Below are 15,575 nucleotides of genomic sequence, written 5' to 3'. Positions count from 1 at the left end.
TAGAGCATACTATGCACGGAGGGGTAACGCCCGTGATGTATTCTAGCTTTTGGGACGATACAAATACCACTCAAGAGCTTATAAAGCTAGGTGCGGATATACATAAAAAAGACGAATACAAGCTATCCGCTATGGCTTATGCGATAGAAAATAATGCTACTAAATCAGTAAGACTGCTTTTAGACAACGGGGTTAAATTTGAAGAAGTCAAAATGGTGCAGGGCTATATAGTTTGCCCTAGATATTCTGACGACACCAAAATCATAGTTGGCAACAATATAGATATAAAATTACGTACTGAGTGTCTAATCAATCATGATCACTCAAAAGATCCTGTTTATCCATTAAACTATGCAATATATAGTAATTTGTTAGAAATTGCCGATATGATGCTACAAAGAGGTATGAAACCGAAAGCATATGAAGGTCCTTTGTATTATTTAAGTGAGAACGGCGTTTCGTTTAAACAAAAGGAAATATTTAAAAAATCTATTTATACTTTTCTTCCGCGGGATATGATGTATAAAGATAAATTAGAATTATTAATAAAATATAATATAGACGGACTACCGAGTCAAGATGATATTGTTACGGCTTATAGAAATTGTTTGGATAGTTTAGTTGGATCTATAAAAAAGAAAGAATCTTACATAAATCATATGAATGATTACTGCTATGGAGAAAAGATTTTAGAATCATATGATTGGGCTCTTCGGGGGAGATGGGAAGTTAAAAATAACGAAGAAAAAGAAAAAGGAACAGATAGATACTGGAAAGAAAAAGATTTTATAAAATTTTTCGGTTATATGCCAAATGATAAAAAATGTACTAAGCTAGAACCGGATATTAAAATATTAAATTTCTATAATATGAAAATAGATAGATATAAAGCTCTTTGCGGCAATGGGCTAAGCAATGAAGAGATTTTGCAAAAAAGCAGCCTAAAAGATAAAAATAGTACTGAGGCATTCGATATTGAGACATTTTTTAAATATTTAAATTTTGAGGAAATGCTAGAGGAAGCGAAAGTGAAAATTCTACATGACGGCGAGAAAATTGATATAAAAGATTATGCCGAAATTCTAAGACAAGAAGCGGCTAAAAAACTAGATAGTAATCAATAAATTTGAAGGAGTAAAACTATATAGCATCAGAAATTAAGTGATATAGTGGGCAAAGCTTTTCTAAATTCTCATTAAAATTCCTTCCTGCCAGGCCGTAAAGCTTTAAATTAATCCAAATTTCACTATAATTAATCACTTAAATTTTAAAGGCCGCAAATGCTAAGCTTAGACGAAATTCGAAAAAATATCATCCTAAAACAAGGCGTACACTATTTTGATTACACTGCTTCGGGGCTTGCTTACGAGCCCGTAGAGCGCGAGATAGCGAACGTTTTAAAAACCTACGCCAACACCCACTCCGACAGTAGTTCGAGCGCGATTATCACGCAGCGTCGCTACGAGGGCGCGCGCGAGAGCCTAAAAAAGCTACTTGGGCTTGACGAGCGGTTTTGTCTCATCGCTTGCGGGCAGGGCGCGACGGCCGCGATCAAGAAATTTCAGGAACTGCTAGGCATCTACCTGCCGCCTGCGACCAGAAGCGCGATCGGCGAGGCGAATTTGCGCGCCGCACAGCTTCCGCTCGTGCTTGTTTCGCCCTACGAGCACCATTCAAACGAGCTTAGCTTTCGCGAGGGACTTTGCGACTACCTGCGCGTGCCGCTTAGCGAAGGCGGCGAGATCGATCTGATTGCGCTTGAGCGCATCCTAAAGCTAAACGCAGCACGCCGCATCATCGGCTCGTTTAGCGCCGCCTCAAACGTCACGGGCGTCGTTAGCGACTATAAAAAGATCAGCGAGCTAATCAGAGCCGCGGGCGGCATCATCGCCTTTGACTGCGCGGCGCTGAGCTCTCACGCAAATTTAGATTGCGACTACTTCGACGCGATTTTCCTCTCGCCGCATAAGTTACTCGGCGGACCTGCAAGCTGCGGGCTTTTGGCGATCAAAAAAGAGCTGCTTAGTAGCGATGTGCCGACCTTTGCCGCAGGCGGGACGGTCGCCTACGCTAGCCGCGAAGGGCACGTGTTTTTGAAAAATCCCGAGCAGCTAGAGGAGGGCGGTACGCCGCCTATCACCGGGCTCATGCGAGCAAATTTGGCCTACGCGCTACGAAACGAGGTCGGTTTTGAGAGGATAAAAAGTGCCGAGGACGAGCTAGCGCGGCTTTTTGAGAGCGAGCTAGCAGGCATTGACGAGATCATAAACTACGCTCCAAAGGGCGCGCCGCGGCTGCCGATTTTTTCATTTAACGTGCGCGGCGTCTCGGCGTATGATTTCGCCGCGAGCCTTAGCAACGACTTCGGTATCCAGACGCGCGCGGGCGTGATGTGCGCGGGGCCGTACGCTCACGATCTGCTGGGTATCAAGGAGGGGCGCATGCCAGAAGCCAAGCCCGGCTTCGTGCGCGTGAGCCTGCACTACACGCACACCGAGCAAGACGTGCTATATCTAGTTGGCGCGATAAAATCCTGCATCAAAAAGCACCGCGAGCTTTGGGGCGAGGAAAAGGCGATGTATGAGATGTTTGGCGGGAAAATTTAAGCAGCGTGAGCTTAAAGCTCTGCCGCTTTTTTGAGCTAGTAAAATTTTGTAAAATTCTGCGCCGTTTTTAAAATTTATCGGAATTCCGTGCCGTCTCTTCGGAATTTTACGCGGGTTTTGCGCCGCGGAATTCTTGCTATCGTTCCGCCTTTGCGCTGCAGGCGAAATAAACGGCACGCCCTGCGGAATTAAAATTTAGAATTTGAAATTCCGCGCCTAGAAATTGTGGAATTTCAAAATCCCGTTAGCTGTATTCGCGGCTAAGCTTTAAAATTTCTTAGCAATGGAATTTCAAAATTTCACGCCGCGCCGCTAGGTAAAGCCCTGCCTGTAAATTTCAAAATTTCAAGGCGCAAATTTTTGCGCTCTGTTTCGCCAGATACGCCGCGCTAGATGGTTCGCAGTAAAAATTTGAGGCAGAAATGAAATTTATTAGTGCCGCGCGAATAAAAATTCCAAAGCAAAATAAAGCTTATCCGCACTTCGCGCAGAATTACTCCAGCCCTAAAAACGCGCCGTCTTCAAATCCGAAATAGATCCTCTCGCCCGCGCTCCAGCACCTCTCATCCTGCGCCGTGACGCATTTTAGTAGCAGATCGCCCGCCTTGATCTTGATGAGCAGCGAGGAGGCGTACTGAAGCGAAACCGAGTGCAAAATCCCCGCGAAGCAGCGCTCAAACGGGCTTTGGGATAATAAAATTTTACTCGGATTTATCGCGATTTTGCGAGCGCGTGCGAGCCCCTCTTCAAGGCGCAGCGAAATTTCATCCGAAAATTTTAAAATCCCGTTTTGCACATCAAAGATATTTTTGTATTCGAACTCGCATATCTTGCCACGATGTAGAAATACGCTTCTTTGCGCGATCGCGCTGAGCCATTTCTCATCGTGGCTGGCGATGATAAAACCGCAACCGTAGCGACTCCGCATAAATAAAATCGCGCGCGCAAAGAGCTTGGAAGCGGCAAGATCGAGGCTGTTGGTCGGCTCGTCGAGCAGATAGAGCTTCGCACGCTGCGCCAGAGCGAGCGCAAACGCGATGCGCTGCGTCTGCCCCGAGCTAAGCTCGAAATGCTTCTTTGATAAAAAACTTCTATCAAGCCCCGTTAGGCCGAGCGCCTCATCAACCCGCTCGTCAAATTCCGCAAGCGCGCCGCGACTTTTGAGCGCAAATTTAAAATTTTGCTCCACGCTGCGTTTTAAAAGCACGGGCTCGGGCAGCAGCAAGCAGATCTGCCGCAGCGTCTGCAAAGAGGGCGCCCGCTGCCCCCAAAGCTCCACGCTGCCGCCGCTCGGACGCTGCAAAAAGGCCAAAATCCGCAGCAGCGTGGATTTGCCGCTGCCGTTGGAGCCCAAAAGCGCCGTGATGCCGCTCGTATTTAGATCAAGGCTAGGGATATTTAGAATTTCGCTCCGTCCGTAGCGCAGCACTAGATCCCGCACCGAGATCAGCTCGCTATCGGGTACAGATCGCGCGGCGGTAGAATTCTCACTCGCGAAATTCTCGGTCGCAGAATTCTCATTTACGAAATTTTCATTCGTAGAATTTTCACTCGCAGAATTTGCGCTAATGGAATTCTCGGTTACAGAATTTACACTTGTCGAATTTCCAGCAGTGAAATTTTTATTCGCAGAATTCTCGGTAGCGAAATTTATGCGCATAGAATTTATGCTCGTAGAATTATCGTCTGCGGAATTTGCGTCCGTGAAATTTTCGCTCATAAAATTTACGCGCTCCTGTTCCGCCCGGTTTTTGTCCGTGAAATTCTTGCTAGGACGCGTTTGCTTATCTGCATTCATCGATCTAGCCTTTTTAGCGCGTGGATGGCTAAATTTACCGCAAACGCTATTAAAATCAGCACCAGCGCGAGCGCTATACTCATCGCAAACTCGCCCTTGTTGGTCTCAAGCGAGATCGCCGTGGTGATCGTGCGGGTGAAATATTTGATATTGCCGCCGATCATCATCGCTACGCCCACCTCGGCGACGATCCGCCCGTAAGCGGTGGCGATGACGACCAGTAGGGCGTAGCGTAGCTCATAAAGCACGCAAAGGATTAAATTTAGCGGGCTTAGGCGGTAGTTCATAATGTTTAGATAGTGCTTCTTATCCATATTTTCGATGACGCTGGCGCTTAGCGAGACGATGATGGGAAGCGCCAGCGCAAACTGCCCGAGCATCACGGCTTTAAGCGTAAAAAGTAGCCCCAGCTCGCCCAAAGGACCGTTTCTGGAGATGAAAGCGTAAAGGATCAGTCCTATCGCTACTGTGGGCATCGCAAGCGCTACGTCGCTTAAAAGTCTAAGCGTTCTGCGAGCGCGAAATTCGTAAAATCCGAGGATAAATCCTATCGGAAAGCCGATTAAAATCGCAAAAAGTATCGAGATACTCGAAGTATAAAGCGTCGCCTTAATCGCCGAAAAGGTCTCCGCATCGCCGCTAAGAAGCAGTCTGAATGCGCTTAAAATTCCTTCTAAAATAAAGTCCAAGATTGTGTCCTAAATGTTCTATTCTGGCAAATTTATATGCTATAATAGCATATTTTTTAAAGGAGATAACATGAAAAAAATATTTTTTGCTTCGCTCGCTCTTAGTGCGAGCCTTTTTGCCGCCGATAACGATTTGGTGATGGCAACCACAACGAGCACCGATAATACGGGCTTGCTAGACGCGATCTATCCTGCGTATAAGGCGGAAACCGGCGTAGATGTCAAATGGACGGCGGTAGGCACAGGTGCTGCTCTAAAGCTTGGCGAGAACTGCGATGCGGATATACTTTTCGTGCATTCGCCGAAGGTCGAGAAAGAATTCGTAGAAAAAGGCTTCGGCGTTGACCGCACGCCCGTTATGTATAATGATTTTATCCTCATCGCCGATAAATCGATCGCGCCTAAATTTAAAGGCAAAGATCTTAAAGGTTCGTTTGAGCTAATCAAGGCGGAGAAGATTAAATTTTTCTCTCGCGGCGACAAATCGGGTACCGATAACAAAGAGAAAGGTATTTGGAAAAAGGTTGAGGGCGCCGTGCCTGAAAATGAGGCGTGGTATAACCAAACCGGTCAAGGCATGATCGCTACGATCAACGCAGCCGCCGAGCAAAAGGGCGTGACCTTCACCGATCGCGGCACCTACATCAAATACGAGGACAATAAAAAGGGCAATCCCGATATGGTCATCATCAACGAAGGCGATAACGATCTGAAGAATTTTTACTCCGTAATCGCGGTCAATCCGAAGCATTGCCCAAAAGCCGACTATGAAAACGCGCAGCGCTTTATCAAATGGATCACTAGCGAGAAGGGACAGAAATTCGTAGGCGATTTTAAGCTGCTAAATAAGCCGCTTTTCACCCCTGATGCGAATACTCGCAAGAATTAGCTCTAGCTAAATAAGGCTAAATTTAAAGCCCAAAGGCGAAGCGCCGTCTTTGGGCTTTTGCTTTTTCATAAATCAATCCGCGCGCCTTTAAATTTAGCTCTTTTGCTTCTAAATTTAACCGGCGCTTTTTACCGCGTCTTTTTACGATACATTTTTTACTTTCTCGCCATACATTTAAATTTATCGCAGCTTCGTTTGTAGGTGATAGGCTTAAAATTTCAGCTATATTTGAGATCGGCACGGAGAAATTTCAGTCGCGTTCGGATATACTTTAATGTCTAGCGATATTTATACAGCGCAAAATTTAGTAGTATTTATGTGTGACTCAAAATTTTAGTTTGTTGGGAATTTGATTTGAAGTAGCAGTTAAGCTCGGGCGTATGAAAAACGCCCGAGCCTGTGAAGCTATGAAATTTCATGTGCGGTTTATGGGGTCGCTTCTGCCGCGCGCCGGTAAAATTACCTTTCAAGCGCAGGCAAAACTACCGAGCGCGCGGCTATAAAATTTCACTTTGCGGCGGGTTACTCGACTTCGGCGTCGATGACGTCGTCGTCTTTTTTACCGCCGTTTGCACCGCTGCTTTGCGATCCGCCTTGCGCACCTTGATTTGCGCTGGCGGCCTTGTATAGATCCTCGGCGACCTTGCTTAGGGCTTCTACTTTGGAGTTTATCGCTTCCTTGCTCGCGTTTTCATCCTTTAGCACGGCTTTTAGATCATTTAGCGCGCCCTCGATCTTAGCGCGTAGATCGCCCGGCACCTTCTCGCCCATCTCGCTTAGGCTCTTTTCGGTTTGATGTGCGATGCTATCGGCTTGGTTGCGCGCCTCGACGGTTTCTTTGCGCTTGTTGTCTTCCTCTTTGTGAAGCTCGGCATCCTTGACCATCTTATCGATCTCGGCGTCGCTTAAGCCGCTTGAGCCGGTGATGCGGATGTCGGTTGCCTTGCCGGTGGCTTTGTCTTTTGCCGAAACGGTTAAAATTCCGTTCGCATCGATGTTAAATTCCACCTCGATCTGCGGCACGCCGCGAGGAGCGGGCATGATACCTTCAAGATTGAAATTTCCTAGCGATTTGTTATCCTTTGCAAACTCGCGCTCGCCCTGCAAGACGTTGATCGTAACGGCGCTTTGGTTATCCTCTGCAGTCGAGAAGGTTTGAGACTTTTTCGTAGGTATTGTAGTTCCTTTTTCGATGATCTTAGTCATCACGCCGCCTAGGGTTTCGATGCCGAGGCTTAGCGGAGTCACGTCGAGTAGTAGCACGTCTTTTACGTCGCCTTTGATGACCGCGCCTTGGATCGCTGCACCGATCGCTACGACTTCATCAGGGTTTACGCTCTTATTTAGTTCCTTGCCGAAAGCCTTTTTGACCTCCTCTTGCACTAAAGGCACGCGCGTCGAGCCGCCCACCATGACGACCTCTTTTATATCGTTCATGCTTAGCCCTGCATCGCTTACGACCTTTTTAAGCGTGCTTATGGTCTCATCTACCAAAGAATCGATCATACTTTCAAATTTGGCCCTGGTGATGGTTTTCATCAGGTGTTTAGGACCTGTGGCATCAGCGGTAATGAAAGGTAAATTTACCGTCGTTTCCATCGCGCTGCTTAGCTCTTTTTTGGCGTTTTCCGCAGCCTCTTTTAGGCGTTGCATAGCCATGACGTCGCCGCGTAAGTCAATGCCTGTTTCAGATTGAAATTCCGAGGTTAAAAAGTCGATCAGTTTGTTATCGAAATCATCGCCGCCCAAAAATGCATTACCGCCGGTAGCTAAAACTTCTACAACGCTATCGCCGGTTTCTAGCACGGTTACGTCGAATGTACCGCCGCCCAGATCGTAAACTACGATCTTTTCGGATTCTTTTTTATCCAGTCCATACGCAAGCGCCGCTGCGGTCGGCTCGTTAATGATACGAAGCACGTTTAGGCCCGCGATTGTTCCTGCTTCTTTCGTCGCCTTTCTTTGGCTGTCGTTGAAATACGCAGGCACGGTGATGACCGCATCTACGACGGGCTCGCCCAAAAACGCCTCGGCGTCCTCTTTTAGCTTGATCAGCACCTTGGCTGAAATTTCTTGCGGCGTATAAACCTTGCCCGCGATCTCTACCGCGCACGCGCCATTTCGGTCGATGATCTTATACGGTAGGCGCTTTTTGGCTTCCTGCGCGTTTTTCTCATTCATCATAAGACCCATGATGCGCTTGATCGAGTAGATCGTCTTTTCCGGGTTAGTGACTGCTTGGCGCTTGGCGCTGTCGCCTACTAAAACCTCGCCTTTGTCGGTGAAAGCGACTACCGACGGAGTGGTGTTTTTGCCCTCTTTATTCGGTATGATCTTGCTCTCGCCGCGCTCGAATATGCTTACGCACGAGTTTGTTGTTCCTAGGTCGATGCCTATGACTTTTGCCATTTTTTATCCTTTGTATTGAATTTAAAATTTTAAAATTTGGGCGATCATTTCGCCACCACCACCATAGCGGCGCGCAAAACGCGCTGCTTATACATATAGCCTTTTTGATATACTTGAACGATATCGCCTTTTTTAGCGCCTTCGGCTTCAATCATCGAAATAGCGTTATGCACGCTAGGATCAAATCCCGCATCCGTCGCTATCGGCACGATACCGTATTTTTCAAAAGTCTTTGTAAAAAGGCTTAGACATTGTTTTACGCCGACTTCAATTTTATCTGCAAGCTCATTACCTTCCACATCAATTTTGGCGGCTTCCTCAAGCGCGTCGATTATCGGCAGCAGATCCTTCGCAAAGCTCTCGCTAGCGTAAGCAACAGCGCTATCTTTTTCCTTTTCCAAACGTTTTTTGAGATTTTCAAAATCCGCATTGGCGCGGTAAAATTTATCAGTGATCTCACTCAGCTCGTTTTGAAGCTTTTGTATCTGCGCGTCAGTATCGTCGCATGTCTGCACCTCTTGCGGCTCGCTCGCCTCTGACACGCACTGCTCGCAAACCTCTTTTTCTTCACTATCGCACGCTGCATTTTTATCGCCGTGCTCTTTAAATTTATGGCTCATGCTACTCCTTTAGCGTAATTAAAAAATTTCTCGTAATTCTCGTAAACGCTGCCTGCGCAGATCATCGTAGCGTCCTCGCCTTCGAATTTTACGGGGCGTTTGATCCCCATAAATCCGTGCTCGAAGTAGGGCGCGAAGATCAAATTTTTAGTAAAATTTACGGCGATCGAGGGGTTGAGTAAAATTCTAAACCGCTCGTCTTTGAAAATTTTATACGCCACGACCTCGTTACAAAGAAATTCGATTTTAGAATTTTTTAGCTCTTTGATTTTGGTGCTAAGCTCGCGCAGACCGATCTGCATCGAAGCTAGCTCCAAATCTCCGAGTGAAATTCCTATTAAATTTGATAAGAATTTAAAAACTCTAAAATCGTATTTTAAGATAATCTCGTCCGTTATAAATGCAAGGATTATGAAGCGATTATCGTGATTGATAACTTCGCTTAGGGCTTCATTTTCGGCGTTGAAAATCATACAGTAAATTTCAAAATCCTCAAGCACCGCTTCTAGCTCGCGAGCATCGTCTATTTTTAACTCATCGTCGAAGCTAAGTCTAGCGCGCCAGTAATCCTGCATCGTCGCAACCGTCGGAATTCTACCACCGCTTACATGAAGCTGCGTCAAAGCCCCCTCGTCGCTTAAGCGCTTAAAATAAATTCGAATGCTAGACGCTGACATCGCTACGCCCATACGCTCACCCAGCTCGGAAGATCCGATCGGGGTGTTGCTATCGAGATAGGCGGAAATGATGGATTCCAGGATCATATCACGTTTATTCGTTTTCACTTTTAGCACTCTTTCGGTAAGATTGCTAGTATTATACAACATTGAGTGGTAGGATGTCAAGGTTTTTATATAAATTTTATAAAATTTTAGCAATCGGGTCCTGAGTTTGCTAAATTTTAACTATGATTTTTGAGGTGAGCGTAATTCTTGGAATTCTTGGAATTCTTGGAATTCTTGGAATTCTTGGAATTCTTGGAATTCGCCACGGCGCCGTCGCGGTATAATTTTATTGCATTTTTCGTATTCGTAAACGTAAATTTTACCACGCAACCGGTTTAGGGCTTCTCTGTATACGCCAGATAAATTCTATTTTGCAAAAATAGTGAATTGGCAGTATAACTGCAAATTTCGTGCTTACTAGCAAAAATTTTGTCATTTGCTGTAAATATGGAGCTAAATGCTAAAAAAACGCAAAATTCCCGCCGAAATGGCGCGCAAGCTAGACGAAAGTGCTAGGCAAGCAAAGCGGTGTGAGAACTCGCAAAGCTCAAAATTTCACTCGCTGGCGCAAATTTAAATATACTTTAACGAATAGAAGTGTAAAATACGCCTCAAATTTCAACGATCAAGGGTTTTTATGCTAAAAGACATCTTTCTCTTCGGCGGTTTAATTTCTTACGACCACACTTTTATCTATCTTTTTTACTTCTTTTTGGTCGTCGCTATCATCGTAGCCGTCGCACTTTGCTCCACTCGCTCGCTTCAGCTTGTACCACATGGCATGCAAAATATCGCCGAAGCCTACCTAAGCGGCGTGCTAACGATCGGTAAGGACGCGATGGGTAGCGAGGAGCAAGCCAAAAAATATCTTCCGCTAATCGCAACATTGGGATTTGTGATATTTTTTAGTAACGTTATCGGCTTGGTGCCGGGCTTTGAGTCGCCGAGTGCGAGTTTAAATTTAACCCTTTCGCTTACGCTTTGCGTTTGGTTGTACTATCATTTTGAGGGCGTTCGCGAGCACGGCGTGATCAACTACCTAAAGCACTTTATGGGGCCGGTGAAAATCCTAGCTCCGTTTATGTTCGTTATAGAGATCGTCTCGCATTTTTCGCGCGTCGTATCGCTTTCTTTCCGACTTTTCGGAAATATCAAAGGCGACGATACCTTCCTGCTTGTTATGCTTACTCTCGCTCCTGCGCTAATACCGATGGTACCGTTTGCGCTGCTTACTTTTATGGCGATTTTGCAGACTTTTATTTTCATGGTTTTAAGCTACGTTTATCTAGCGGGCGCCGTGATCGTCGATGAGCATTAATTTTAAGCGAAATTTCTTATACTTCCTCGTGGGTGCGTCGTTCGGATTGATCTTCGTCGGCGCATTCGTCTTTTTTGCCTATCCGTCATTTTATTTTTTGGGGTTAAAATTCCTCTTCATCTGCACCGCTCCAGGCGTGATATGCGTAATCATCACCTGCTTGATGGTCGATGTTTTCGATCTAAAAGAACAACTAGCCCGCGAAGGCGAGTAGGATTTTACGGGCAAAATTTTAAAATTTAGCCGCGCCGTGCGCCGCTACAAGCGAGTATTAAAGCAAAAAATTGTAAAATTACGCGAAATTTTTATTCTAAAAGGTTAAGTTTATGTTTGAAACCGTGATCGGCCTGGAGGTACACTGCCAGCTAAATACCAAAACCAAAATTTTCTGCTCCTGCCCCACGAGCTTCGGCGACGAGGCGAATTCGCACGTCTGCCCGACCTGCCTGGCGCTTCCGGGCGCTCTTCCCGTGCTAAACGAGGAGGCGGTTAAAAAAGCTATCAGCTTCGGCACCGCGGTAAATGCGACGATCAATCGCAAGTCGGTATTCGACCGCAAAAATTACTTCTATCCCGACCTTCCTAAGGCGTATCAAATTTCGCAGTGGACGATCCCGATCGTCGAGCACGGCGAGCTTTTCATAGCCGCGGACGAACGGAGCAAGCGCATCGGCATTACGCGCGCGCACCTAGAGGAGGATGCGGGCAAAAATAACCACGAAAACTCGCGCAGCCTGGTCGATCTAAACCGCGCCGGTACGCCGCTTTTGGAGATCGTAAGCGAGCCTGATATGCGCTCTGCGGACGAGGCTGTCGCCTATCTAAAAAAACTCCACAGCATTTTGCGCTTTTTAAATATCAGCGACGCAAATATGCAGGAAGGCTCGTTTCGCTGCGACGTAAACGTCAGCATCCGTCCGCAAGGCGAGCAAAAGCTCTACACGCGCGTGGAGATTAAAAATTTAAACTCCTTTAAATTTATCCAAAAGGCGATCGAGTTTGAGATCGAGCGTCAGATCGAAGCGTGGCAGGACGGCAAATATGAGCAAGAGGTCGTGCAAGAAACGCGCCTTTTTGATACCGCTAAGCTTATCACCAAGCCGATGCGCAGCAAAGAAGACAGCGCCGAGTACCGCTACTTCCCAGACCCCGACCTGCTAACCGTGATCGTGGATGACGAGATGCTGGCTGCTGCGCAGCAGATCCCCGAGCTACCCGATCAGAAAAAGGCGCGCTACGTCCGCGAGCTGGGCGTTAAAGAGAAGGACGCCGAGATCATAATCTCAACCTACGAAAACGCACGATTTTTTGAGGATCTGATCGCGGCGGGGCATGAGCCCAAACTTTGCGTGAGTTGGCTTACCGTCGAGCTTGCGGGCAGGCTCAAAAACGGCGTTACGATCGAGGATTCGCCCGTAGGTAGCGCGAAGATGAGCGAGCTTTTAAGCGCGATCGAAGGCGGCGCAGTGTCGCAAAAGGCCGCCAAAGAGGTGCTTGATTATCTAATGGAGCACGACGAGGCCGTAAGCTCGGTCATCGACAAGCTAGGCTTGAGGCAGGTAAGTGACGACGGTGCGATTTTGGAGATCATAGCGCGCGTGATGAGCGAAAACGAGGAGAAGGTCGCGGACTATCGCGGCGGCAAGGACAAGCTATTCGGCTTCTTCGTAGGTCAAGTGATGAAAGAGGGTAAGGGCGCATTTAATCCTGCGAAGGTGAACGAGCTTTTAAAACAGAAGCTAGGCTGATTTCGCAGCTTTTGCGGCGGCGAACGACGAATAAAAGGCGACGCGATGCATGCGATAGATGAAGCTCTTAGGGATAAAATTTTAAATCTGCTCGCAGCGTTTTGCTTCGAGCTAAAGCTTTAACGCACCAATGACGAAGGCTTTTGCGTGTTATATTTCATTCGGCGCGATCTCGGCGGCTACCCGCTCTCCTCGCGCACGTTTTGTTCTTTTGAGTTCGTTTTTTCTCGTGCGGGCTGTTTGCATCAAGTGTCGGTCTGCGACGGAGGGGTTTAAGAAGCGCGTCCGTTAGGAATTTTACTCACGGCTACCGTCAAAGCGCGGCAAAGCTTGTAGGGAATGCGTAAAATTGCTCTGCTTGCGAGAGCGAGAACGGAAGCTCGGGGTGCGCGGGTAGGATATAATACGCAGGGTCGAATTTGAGCGGCGAGTCGATGTGTAGGTTAAATTTAATCAATCGCCGCGTCGGATGCGCGTGCCCCAAACCTTGCGCCAAACGATAACGTGGCGAGCGACCGCAAGATCATCTAGGCTCAAAGCACGCCTTGATAGATTTAAGCGGATTTAAAAGCGCGATTTGCGATCGGGCGTCTGAGTAAAATTTTTAAAAATTTGATTTGCCTTGGCGATGCGTGAGTGAAATTTAAAACGTATAATGGAGTTTCAAAATCCTCATTCGTTCACTGCCGCGCCTTTTGTGAAAGTGTTTTTTCGGCGGAAGAGCAAAAACTTAAAAGTATGAAATTTCAGTGAGGTAAATTTCAAAAGCGCGAAATTTTGACGAGATGAAATTTCAAAAAGCGAATTTCAAAGCGTGGCTTCGGCTAGCATTTGTGCAGGCTTATGTTGACGCTTTTGGGCTAAATTTTCAAAGAGCGGGAATTTCAAGAGAATGAAATTTGAAAAACCGCAAATTTGCGAATAAATTTTTAAAAAGGAACATAATGAAAATCGCGGTTATCGGCGCTGGCAAATGGGGTAGTGCGCTTTTTGATGCGCTTAGCGTGAAAAGCGAATGCGTCATCACTTCGCGCACGCCAAGGCAAATTCCGCATTTTGTAAGCGTGAGTGAGGCATTGGAGTGCGAAGCGCTCGTTTTTGCGCTCGCGGCACAACAAACCGCGCAGTGGCTGGATCAAAATTTCACCTACAAAAATCAAAAAATTCTAGTCGCTTCCAAGGGCATCGACGCAGCAAGCGGTAGGTTTTTAAACGAAATTTTTGAATCTCACGTCGCGCGTGGCAATCTTGCTTATCTATCAGGTCCATCGTTTGCCACCGAAGTCATGCAGAAGCTGCCTTGCGCGCTCGTCGTAAGCTCGTGTAACGAAAATCTAGCCGAGCTTTTCGCAAGCGCCCTCCCTGCCTACATCAAGACCTATACGAGTGGCGATATCATCGGCGCAGAGGTGTGCGGCGCTTATAAAAACGTCATTGCCATCGCTAGCGGCGTTTGCGATGGGCTGGGGCTCGGCAATAACGCTAGAGCGAGCTTGATCGCGCGCGGCATCGTAGAGATCGCGCGCTTCGGCAAGTTTTTCGGCGCGCGAGACGAGACTTTTTTGGGCTTAAGTGGCGTGGGCGATTTGTTTTTGACCGCCTCGAGTGTGCTATCGCGAAACTACCGCGTGGGGTTAGGACTTGCGCGCGGCAAAGGGCTCGAAGAAATTCTGCGCGAGTTGGGCGAGGTCGCCGAGGGTGTGGCTACGACCGAAGCGGTCGTAAATATCGCGACAAAGCATAAGATCTACGCTCCGATCGCTACCGAGGTCGCGCAAATTCTGCGTGGCAAGGATGTAAGGGCGAGTCTAAAGGATCTGCTGCGCAAAAAATAGCCGTGCGACGGAATTTACTCGCTAAATTTTAGCGGTAAATTCGGCCTGCATAGTTTTGATTTATCCGCTATGTTTGTGAAATTTAGTTGCTGGTTTGCGGATTTTGGTCGTTGTTTGTTTGGAACTGTTTACGCGGCTTTGCCCGATAATTTTATGGGCTTGATTTTCGCCTTGCGGCTTCGCGCATCTGATACGACGCAAAATCGCAGCAAAATGGCGCTTGTATATGATGTGGCGTAGCGGCTTTGATTTGAAATTTAGCTTTAAGCTTGAGCGCGAAATTTTAAAGCAAGGTCGTAAAATTTTAAAACATTTAAGATGGATCGCAGGTAGTTTAGAAGCGCTATTGCTTCGTTTTGCTTGCAGCCGCCGATGGTCGGCAGTGGAGGGTGGAGCGGACTGCTAGTCTGCGACTGGGTAGGTCAAAATTTTTGATGTGTCAGATTTAAAAATTAAGGCGTGGTATTTTTTCTTTAGACGAGGCGGAAAGGCATAAATTTTGAAAATATTCAAGACAGATGATGTGTAGTTTCGATAAATTTTTAGTGCTTGCAAAGGAGCGGGTTATTCGTCCGCGACTGCAGCAAGTTAAATTTTACAGAATGTCGGTGTATTATAAATTTTAATACAGGAGCCAAGGCGAAGGATCGCGAGATGGATTTAAGGGTTGCGACGTAAAAATTTAGCGAAGATAAGGCATATAGCCTATCAAGCTAAATTTTTACTAGCTCCGTTAAAGACGCTCGCGAGGCAAGCCGCAAAGATAAAAGAGGGAGAATATGGAAAAATACGAAGGCTACAATCTCAGGCTACGCGACGCTCTCGTCGGCGTGCAGTTTCTATTCGTCGCGTTCGGCGCGCTCGTGCTGGTGCCGATATTAACGGGGCTTGATACGTCCGTGGCGCTGTTTACGGCGGGTATCGGCACGCTGCTGTTT

The 15,575-nt window shown here is 47.0% G+C and carries 13 protein-coding genes and 1 pseudogene; 9 read left to right on the top strand and 5 right to left on the bottom strand.

What is annotated here, in order from left to right; all coding sequences use genetic code 11:
• Together Q0340_RS08015 and Q0340_RS08010 are read left to right on the top strand one after the other, a co-directional pair.
• A partial coding sequence (locus Q0340_RS08015; protein ID WP_298082875.1) for an ankyrin repeat domain-containing protein occupies positions 1 to 1,124 on the top strand: 1,124 nt, incomplete at its 5' end.
• Between the two features lie 156 nt (positions 1,125 to 1,280).
• Positions 1,281 to 2,606 (top strand): aminotransferase class V-fold PLP-dependent enzyme, encoded by a 1,326-nt coding sequence (locus Q0340_RS08010; RefSeq protein WP_298082874.1) that lies wholly within the window; start codon positions 1,281 to 1,283, stop codon positions 2,604 to 2,606.
• Between the two features lie 493 nt (positions 2,607 to 3,099).
• Here Q0340_RS08010 and tupC read toward each other — a convergent pair whose 3' ends face one another.
• Both tupC and tupB read right to left on the bottom strand, forming a co-directional pair.
• The gene (tupC, locus tag Q0340_RS08005; RefSeq protein WP_298082873.1) at positions 3,100 to 4,404 is read right to left on the bottom strand and encodes a tungstate ABC transporter ATP-binding protein TupC; all 1,305 of its coding nucleotides are present in this window, start codon (positions 4,402 to 4,404) and stop codon (positions 3,100 to 3,102) included.
• A complete protein-coding gene (tupB, locus tag Q0340_RS08000) occupies positions 4,401 to 5,093 on the bottom strand; it encodes a tungstate ABC transporter permease TupB (protein ID WP_298082872.1) in 693 nt (230 codons plus the stop codon). The genes tupC and tupB overlap by 4 nt, the downstream gene beginning before the upstream one ends.
• Positions 5,094 to 5,163: 70 nt before the next feature.
• Here tupB and tupA point away from each other — a divergent pair, with 70 nt between their 5' ends.
• Positions 5,164 to 5,982 (top strand): tungstate ABC transporter substrate-binding protein TupA, encoded by an 819-nt coding sequence (gene tupA / locus Q0340_RS07995; protein ID WP_298082871.1) that lies wholly within the window; start codon positions 5,164 to 5,166, stop codon positions 5,980 to 5,982.
• Between the two features lie 522 nt (positions 5,983 to 6,504).
• Here the strand turns inward: tupA and dnaK are convergent.
• The 3 genes from dnaK to Q0340_RS07980 are packed head-to-tail and all read right to left on the bottom strand — an operon-like array spanning position 6,505 to position 9,796.
• Positions 6,505 to 8,391: a molecular chaperone DnaK gene (gene dnaK / locus Q0340_RS07990; protein WP_298082870.1), complete on the bottom strand. Its 1,887-nt coding sequence runs from the start codon at positions 8,389 to 8,391 to the stop codon at positions 6,505 to 6,507.
• 44 nt (positions 8,392 to 8,435) lie between these two features.
• Complete coding sequence (locus tag Q0340_RS07985) at positions 8,436 to 9,011, bottom strand: nucleotide exchange factor GrpE (protein ID WP_298082869.1); 576 nt, start codon at positions 9,009 to 9,011, stop codon at positions 8,436 to 8,438.
• Positions 9,008 to 9,796 carry an HrcA family transcriptional regulator gene (locus Q0340_RS07980; RefSeq protein WP_298082868.1) on the bottom strand — a complete coding sequence of 263 codons (789 nt, stop codon included), beginning with the start codon at positions 9,794 to 9,796 and terminating at the stop codon, positions 9,008 to 9,010. The genes Q0340_RS07985 and Q0340_RS07980 overlap by 4 nt, the downstream gene beginning before the upstream one ends.
• Before the next feature lie 577 nt (positions 9,797 to 10,373).
• On the opposite strand from Q0340_RS07980, the gene Q0340_RS07975 reads away from it, so the two are divergent.
• The 6 genes and pseudogenes from Q0340_RS07975 to Q0340_RS07950 all read left to right on the top strand — a co-directional run.
• Positions 10,374 to 11,054: a F0F1 ATP synthase subunit A gene (locus Q0340_RS07975; protein ID WP_291937725.1), complete on the top strand. Its 681-nt coding sequence runs from the start codon at positions 10,374 to 10,376 to the stop codon at positions 11,052 to 11,054.
• The gene (locus tag Q0340_RS07970; protein WP_298082867.1) at positions 11,044 to 11,268 is read left to right on the top strand and encodes a hypothetical protein; all 225 of its coding nucleotides are present in this window, start codon (positions 11,044 to 11,046) and stop codon (positions 11,266 to 11,268) included. The genes Q0340_RS07975 and Q0340_RS07970 overlap by 11 nt, the downstream gene beginning before the upstream one ends.
• A gap of 112 nt (positions 11,269 to 11,380) precedes the next feature.
• Positions 11,381 to 12,802, top strand: coding sequence for an Asp-tRNA(Asn)/Glu-tRNA(Gln) amidotransferase subunit GatB (gene gatB, locus Q0340_RS07965; RefSeq protein ID WP_298082866.1), 1,422 nt, complete (start codon positions 11,381 to 11,383; stop codon positions 12,800 to 12,802).
• A gap of 941 nt (positions 12,803 to 13,743) precedes the next feature.
• Positions 13,744 to 14,637: an NAD(P)H-dependent glycerol-3-phosphate dehydrogenase gene (locus Q0340_RS07960; RefSeq protein ID WP_298082877.1), complete on the top strand. Its 894-nt coding sequence runs from the start codon at positions 13,744 to 13,746 to the stop codon at positions 14,635 to 14,637.
• Positions 14,638 to 14,863: 226 nt separating this feature from the next.
• Positions 14,864 to 15,043 carry a hypothetical protein gene (locus Q0340_RS07955; protein WP_298082865.1) on the top strand — a complete coding sequence of 60 codons (180 nt, stop codon included), beginning with the start codon at positions 14,864 to 14,866 and terminating at the stop codon, positions 15,041 to 15,043.
• Between the two features lie 373 nt (positions 15,044 to 15,416).
• Positions 15,417 to 15,575 (top strand): annotated as a pseudogene (locus Q0340_RS07950) (solute carrier family 23 protein); the annotation flags it as partial.

Source organism: uncultured Campylobacter sp. (genome assembly GCF_938045595.1).
Classification (GTDB): domain Bacteria; phylum Campylobacterota; class Campylobacteria; order Campylobacterales; family Campylobacteraceae; genus Campylobacter_B.
The sequence above is the reverse complement of the archived record's forward strand: the minus strand, read 5'-3'. Positions and strand labels throughout refer to the sequence as shown.

Bases quoted from the DNA above. Each gene is read 5' to 3' on its own strand.
- tupA (WP_298082871.1), top strand. From the start codon at position 5,164: ATGAAAAAAATATTTTTTGCTTCGCTCGCTCTTAGTGCGAGCCTTTTT.
- Q0340_RS08010 (WP_298082874.1), top strand. From the start codon at position 1,281: ATGCTAAGCTTAGACGAAATTCGAAAAAATATCATCCTAAAACAAGGC.
- tupC (WP_298082873.1), bottom strand. From the start codon at position 4,404: ATGAATGCAGATAAGCAAACGCGTCCTAGCAAGAATTTCACGGACAAA.
- gatB (WP_298082866.1), top strand. From the start codon at position 11,381: ATGTTTGAAACCGTGATCGGCCTGGAGGTACACTGCCAGCTAAATACC.
- Q0340_RS07955 (WP_298082865.1), top strand. From the start codon at position 14,864: ATGATGTGGCGTAGCGGCTTTGATTTGAAATTTAGCTTTAAGCTTGAG.
- Q0340_RS07985 (WP_298082869.1), bottom strand. From the start codon at position 9,011: ATGAGCCATAAATTTAAAGAGCACGGCGATAAAAATGCAGCGTGCGAT.
- dnaK (WP_298082870.1), bottom strand. From the start codon at position 8,391: ATGGCAAAAGTCATAGGCATCGACCTAGGAACAACAAACTCGTGCGTA.
- Q0340_RS07975 (WP_291937725.1), top strand. From the start codon at position 10,374: ATGCTAAAAGACATCTTTCTCTTCGGCGGTTTAATTTCTTACGACCAC.
- Q0340_RS07970 (WP_298082867.1), top strand. From the start codon at position 11,044: ATGAGCATTAATTTTAAGCGAAATTTCTTATACTTCCTCGTGGGTGCG.